The sequence below is a fragment of the Streptomyces sp. NPDC059142 genome (assembly GCF_042755665.1).
In the GTDB taxonomy this organism is placed as follows: domain Bacteria; phylum Actinomycetota; class Actinomycetes; order Streptomycetales; family Streptomycetaceae; genus Streptomyces.
In genome coordinates, this window is the sequence record NZ_JBHZDA010000189.1 from 1 (window position 1) to 4,898 (window position 4,898).

At 74.1% G+C, this 4,898-nt stretch carries 5 protein-coding genes; 3 read left to right on the forward strand and 2 right to left on the reverse strand.

Annotation, left to right across the window (positions count from 1 at the left end):
* Positions 1-209: 209 nt before the first annotated feature.
* Together ACFXPK_RS32485 and ACFXPK_RS32490 are read left to right on the forward strand one after the other, a co-directional pair.
* Positions 210-599: a ribonuclease domain-containing protein gene (locus tag ACFXPK_RS32485; RefSeq protein WP_385004755.1), complete on the forward strand. Its 390-nt coding sequence runs from the start codon at positions 210-212 to the stop codon at positions 597-599.
* A gap of 31 nt (positions 600-630) precedes the next feature.
* Positions 631-1,017 (forward strand): barstar family protein, encoded by a 387-nt coding sequence (locus ACFXPK_RS32490; protein ID WP_385004753.1) that lies wholly within the window; start codon positions 631-633, stop codon positions 1,015-1,017.
* 33 nt (positions 1,018-1,050) lie between these two features.
* Here ACFXPK_RS32490 and ACFXPK_RS32495 read toward each other — a convergent pair whose 3' ends face one another.
* Together ACFXPK_RS32495 and ACFXPK_RS32500 are read right to left on the reverse strand one after the other, a co-directional pair.
* Positions 1,051-2,625, reverse strand: a complete 1,575-nt coding sequence (locus ACFXPK_RS32495) for an ankyrin repeat domain-containing protein (protein ID WP_385080745.1) — start codon at positions 2,623-2,625, stop codon at positions 1,051-1,053.
* 47 nt (positions 2,626-2,672) lie between these two features.
* The gene (locus ACFXPK_RS32500; protein ID WP_385004749.1) at positions 2,673-3,566 is read right to left on the reverse strand and encodes a hypothetical protein; all 894 of its coding nucleotides are present in this window, start codon (positions 3,564-3,566) and stop codon (positions 2,673-2,675) included.
* A 272-nt stretch (positions 3,567-3,838) separates the two neighbouring features.
* Between ACFXPK_RS32500 and ACFXPK_RS32505 the strand changes: the two genes are divergently transcribed.
* Positions 3,839-4,723, forward strand: a complete 885-nt coding sequence (locus ACFXPK_RS32505) for a S1 family peptidase (RefSeq protein WP_385080747.1) — start codon at positions 3,839-3,841, stop codon at positions 4,721-4,723.
* Positions 4,724-4,898: the final 175 nt, after the last annotated feature.

Here is a 4,898-nt window from a genome sequence, read left to right on the forward strand (position 1 = left end):
GGCGTGGAGGAATCACGCCACCGGGCCCCGGCCGTTCCCGGCACGGACCTGAGGGCGCCGCGCCCCGGCAACGGCGTCCTGACCAGGCGCCGGGGGAGCGCGCACGGGGCGGTGTACGGGGGCGCCCGGGCGGGGCGCACGGTTAACTTCGAGGAAATTCCCCGCGGTTGTTATTGACGTGTGCACGTCTACGCGCGTCATCATGAGGCATGCGAATTCCCCCACGTATCGCCACCCTCGGTGGCCTCGCCGCACTGGTCTCGACTCTCCTCGTCGGCGGAGTCACCGCCACCGCCACCGCCGCCCCCACAGCGGTCGGCAGCATCTGCTACTCCAAGCTGCCGTCCCAGGCCCACGACACGCTCGACCTGATCGACGCGGGCGGACCGTTCCCGTACTCGCAGGACGGCGCCGTCTTCCAGAACCGCGAAGGCATCCTGCCCGCCCAGTCCGCCAGCTACTACCACGAGTACACCGTCATCACGCCGGGCTCCTCGAACCGCGGCGCGCGCCGCATCGTCACCGGCTCCAAGGCCAGCGAGGACTACTACACGGCCGACCACTACGCGTCGTTCTCGCTGGTCAAGTACTCCTGCTGAACCCGGCTCCACGGAAGGTAACCTCCGTCCCATGACGGCGACATATGTGATCGACGGGGCGGAGGTCACCGGCCTCGACCGCTTCTGGCAGGTGATCGGCGCCGCCGTGAACGGGCCCGACGGGTACTTCGGGGGCAACCTCGACTCGCTCGCGGACTGTCTGCGCGGCGGCTACGGAACGCCGGACGACGGCGACTTCGTCATCGAATGGCGCCGGCACGACCTGTCGCGCCGGGCACTCGGCCAGGAGGAGACCGTGCGGACGCTCCAGCGGCGGCTGGAGCGCACGCACCCCGACAACCGGCCCGCCGCGCGGGCCCGGCTGGAGGACGCCCTCGCGGGCCGGGGCCCCACCGTCTTCGACGAGCTGGTCCAGCTCATCGAGGAAGAGGCCCCCGGGACGCTGCGGCTCCTCTGAACCACCGCCCGGCGGCGGCCGGCGTACGGCCCGTCAGCGGCGGCGCGGGAGAGTGCACTCCAGGCGTCGCCGCTCCGGGCCCTTCGGCACGTACGCCACCGCCTCCACCGCCGTGCGGCGCGCCCGCCCCGCCGGGTCCTCGTCCAGCAGGATCCGCTCCAGCGCGGCCACCGCCCGGGGATCGCGCCGTACCGCCAGCCCCCACGCCGCCCGCGCCGCCGTCCCCGCGTCCGGCTCGTTCAGCCGCGCCGCCAGCGCCTCCCGGATCTCGTGCGTGTCCGCCTCCAGCGCCGCCAGGGCCTGCACCGCCCGGTCCCTGACCGACGCGTCCGCGTCCCGGCCCAGCCGCAGCACCGTCCGTACGCCGTTGCGGTGGTCCGCCGGTACGAGCCCGGTCAGCGCGACGGCGACCCGGCGCCGTACCCCCGCCTCCGGGTGCGCCGCGTGGCGCAGGATCTCCGGCAGCGACGCCGGGTCGCCGTGCTGGCCCAGCGCGACCACGACCGAGCCGATCAGCTCCGGCTCCACCGCCTGCCGCGACAGCTCCCGCAGCAGGGGCACCGCGCGGGCCGCGAACGGACTGCCCCCGTCGGCCGCCTCCGGGAACACCCCGAGGCCCCCCGCCCCGCCGCCGCCCGTCGCACCCAGCCGCGCCAGTACGTCGGCGGCGAACGCCTGCCGCAGCGGCTCATCGCTCCCGCACCACACCGCGCAGGTCAGGAACGTTTCCTCGTCGCCGCGCCGCCACAGCGCGGCGACCGCCTCCGTCCAGTCGTCCAGGTCCGGATCCCCGCGGCGCAGCGCGCGCTCCGCCAACTCCTCGTACGGCGTCGCGATCCCCAGCTCCGTCTCCAGCAGCGTCACCACGGCCGCGTGCCCCGTCTGCTGCTCGCGCCCGGCCACCGCGCCCCCGTCCCGCACCAGTTCGACCACGACGGTCTCCGAACCCTCCTCCCGGATCCGGCGCACCACCGTCTCGAACTCCTCGCCGTAGGCGCCCAGCAGCCCCGACCGCAGCTCCTGTTCGACGTCGAGCGCCATCCAGCGGCGCGCCTCGGCGAGCGCCGCCCCACGCGTCCCGGCGTACACCGAGCCGCCGTCGCGCGCGCCGGCGCCGTACCGCAGCAGGACGCGTACGGTCGCCGTCGAGCCGCGCCGGGCCGCCAGCACCAGCGGTGCCTCCCCGCCGGGACCCGGCAGATCCGGGTCCGCGCCGTACTCCAGCAGGGTCTCCGCCGTGTCCGCGAACCCCTGCACCACCGCCCAGGCGATCGCCGTGTAGTCGAACGCCTCCCGGCCGTCCGGCACCGCCCCGGCCGCGAGCAGCGCCCGTACGACCTCGGTGTGACCGCCGCAGGCCGCCGCGCACAGCGGCAGGTCCCAGCCCTCCGGGCCGCTCGCGCGCTGCGGATCGGCGCCCGCCGCCAGCAGCAGCCGCACCATCCCCGGCTCGTCGCTGACCGCCGCCCGGTACAGGACCGTCTCGCCGTCCCTGTCCGTCGCCTCGGCCGACACACCCGCCCTGAGCAGCCGTACGACGGTGTCGTCCTCGCCGTCGGTCACCGCCTCGAACAGGTCACCGACCCCGGCCGCCGCCTCTTTCGTCATACTTCGACCCTACGTTTCCCGGGCCGGACGTGTGACGGGCCGTTCGCTCACGTGTCGCAGTGCAGGACCGCCCCGCACAGCCCGCACCGCGCCCTGACCCGCCCCCGGACGGGTACCCGGATCCGCTGGAGGCACGTCGGGCAGGGGAACGAGACGCGCGGCCCGTCCGGCAGCGACTCGAACGCGTACGGCGACGCGGCGTCGGCGGCGGCGCCCGGGTGGTCGAGCGCGTGGCGGCGGTCCTTGGCGTAGCGGTGCCGGCCCGCCCAGCCCGCCGTCGTCAGCGGCGGCTGCTGCTCGTCGCGCTGCGCCCGCGCCCTGCCTTTCGTATACGAGGTGTACGCCTGCGGGCTGGTGAACCAGATCCGCGGATCCTCGTCGAAGACCGCCGCGCGCTTGGCGAGGACGTAGCCGAACTCCTCCGGCGTCAGATAGCCGAGCTTCTGGCTGGAGTCGCGGTCCTCGCGGTACGCGTCGAGCAGCAGCCAGCCCGCGCCCAGGTAGGTGGTGGCCGTGTCGGTGAGGATCTCGTTGTCCCGGGTGCCGGGGAAGGACAGCCCGAGCCGGTGCAGCAGCACATGGGTGATCTCGTGGGCGAGCGCGGCGCCGATGTCCCTGCGGTGGGTACGGAAGCGGTCGTTCAGTTCGACGAAGTACTCGGGGCCCGCCGTCAGCTCCACGTTCGCCGCGTGCGTCATCTCCCGGAAACTCACGATCACGCGCGCGTCGGGCAGCCGGAGCTGCTGGACCAGGGCGTGCGCCACCCGCTGGGTACCCAGATGGAGGTCGTCCAGATCGGAGAAGGCGACATCGGCGGGGGCCACGCTGGGCGCGTACGCCCGGACGCCGTCGGCCGACAGCCGGTGGTACAGCGCGGTGATCGCGGCCCGCACCGTCTCCAGATGTGGATACCCGTGGACGACCTCGCCGCCGACTGTCACGTCCCCTGCCCCCTCCGCCTGCCCGCCGCTCGTGGCCCGGCTCGCGGGGCGGTCGGGCCCGCACCCGTCAACTGTACGGCGGTACGGGCACGGAGCGCGGGAGCGCAGCGCCCGGTCTCCGGGCCGGCGGGTTCGCGCCGCCGGAGTGTCCGGTCAGCGGTCGATGGCCGACAACTGAGGGTCTGCCATGGCCGAAAGAGAGTTCTTGTGGCACGGCGTATTCCCTCCGCATAATCCGGATCACGCTTTCTTGTCGGGCTCATGTCATCGCAATGCAACGCGCGTCGACCCGGGCCCACCGCGTACCACCCCCACACGCATCCCCCACGAAAGGCAGACCGTTGAGCATTCTTGGTGCCCTGAAGAGATGCGCCGCCGTCGGCGCCGTCGCTCTCGCCGCCATCAGCCTTCAGCCGTCCTCCGCCTCCGCCTCACCGCTGCCGGCCCCGGCGCCCGCCGCCCAGGCCGCGGCGCCGCTCGCCCCGCCCGTCGTCGGCGGCACCCGCGCCGCCCAGGGCGAATTCCCCTTCATGGTCCGGCTCTCCATGGGCTGTGGCGGCTCGCTGTACTCGTCCACCATCGTGCTGACCGCCGCGCACTGTGTGAGCGGCTCCGGCAACAACACGAGCATCACCGCCACCGCCGGAGTCGTGGACCTCCAGAGCACCAGCGCCATCAAGGTCAAGTCCACCAAGGTCCTCCAGGCCCCCGGCTACAACGGCGCGGGCAAGGACTGGGCGCTGATCAAGCTCGCCTCGCCGATCAACCAGGCCACCCTGAAGATCGCCACCACCACGCAGTACAACACCGGCAACTTCACCGTCGCCGGCTGGGGCGCGGCCACCGAGGGCGGCGCCCAGCAGCGCTACCTCCTCAAGGCGACCGTGCCGTTCGTCTCCGACGCGAGCTGCAACGCCTCCTACGGCGGCGACCTCATAGCCAACGAGGAGATCTGCGCCGGATACGCGAGCGGCGGCACCGACACCTGCCAGGGTGACTCGGGCGGCCCGATGTTCCGTACCGACAACTCCGGCGCCTACGTCCAGGTCGGCATCGTGAGCTGGGGCAACGGCTGCGCCCGGCCGGGCTACCCCGGCGTCTACACCGAGGTCTCCACCTTCGCCTCCGCGATCGCCTCGGCCGCCGCCACTCTCTAGCGCCCCTCCCGGCAGGCTGTGCCCCGTCGCACACACCGCCGGTCACGGCACCAGCGACAGCGCTCCCGCGCACACGGTGACATGAGGGGGGCGGGGGGCGGGCCCGCCGGCGCGCGGCGCCGCGCCCCGCGGCCCCCGCCGCCGCGCCCCCCCCCCGCCCGCCCCGCCCCCGCCC

Excerpts from the sequence above, each read along its gene's own strand:
- ACFXPK_RS32485 (WP_385004755.1), top strand. The coding sequence starts at position 210 with ATGCGAATTCCCCCACGTATCGCCACCCTCGGTGGCCTCGCCGCACTG.
- ACFXPK_RS32490 (WP_385004753.1), top strand. The coding sequence starts at position 631 with ATGACGGCGACATATGTGATCGACGGGGCGGAGGTCACCGGCCTCGAC.
- ACFXPK_RS32495 (WP_385080745.1), bottom strand. The coding sequence starts at position 2,625 with ATGACGAAAGAGGCGGCGGCCGGGGTCGGTGACCTGTTCGAGGCGGTG.
- ACFXPK_RS32505 (WP_385080747.1), top strand. The coding sequence starts at position 3,839 with ATGCAACGCGCGTCGACCCGGGCCCACCGCGTACCACCCCCACACGCA.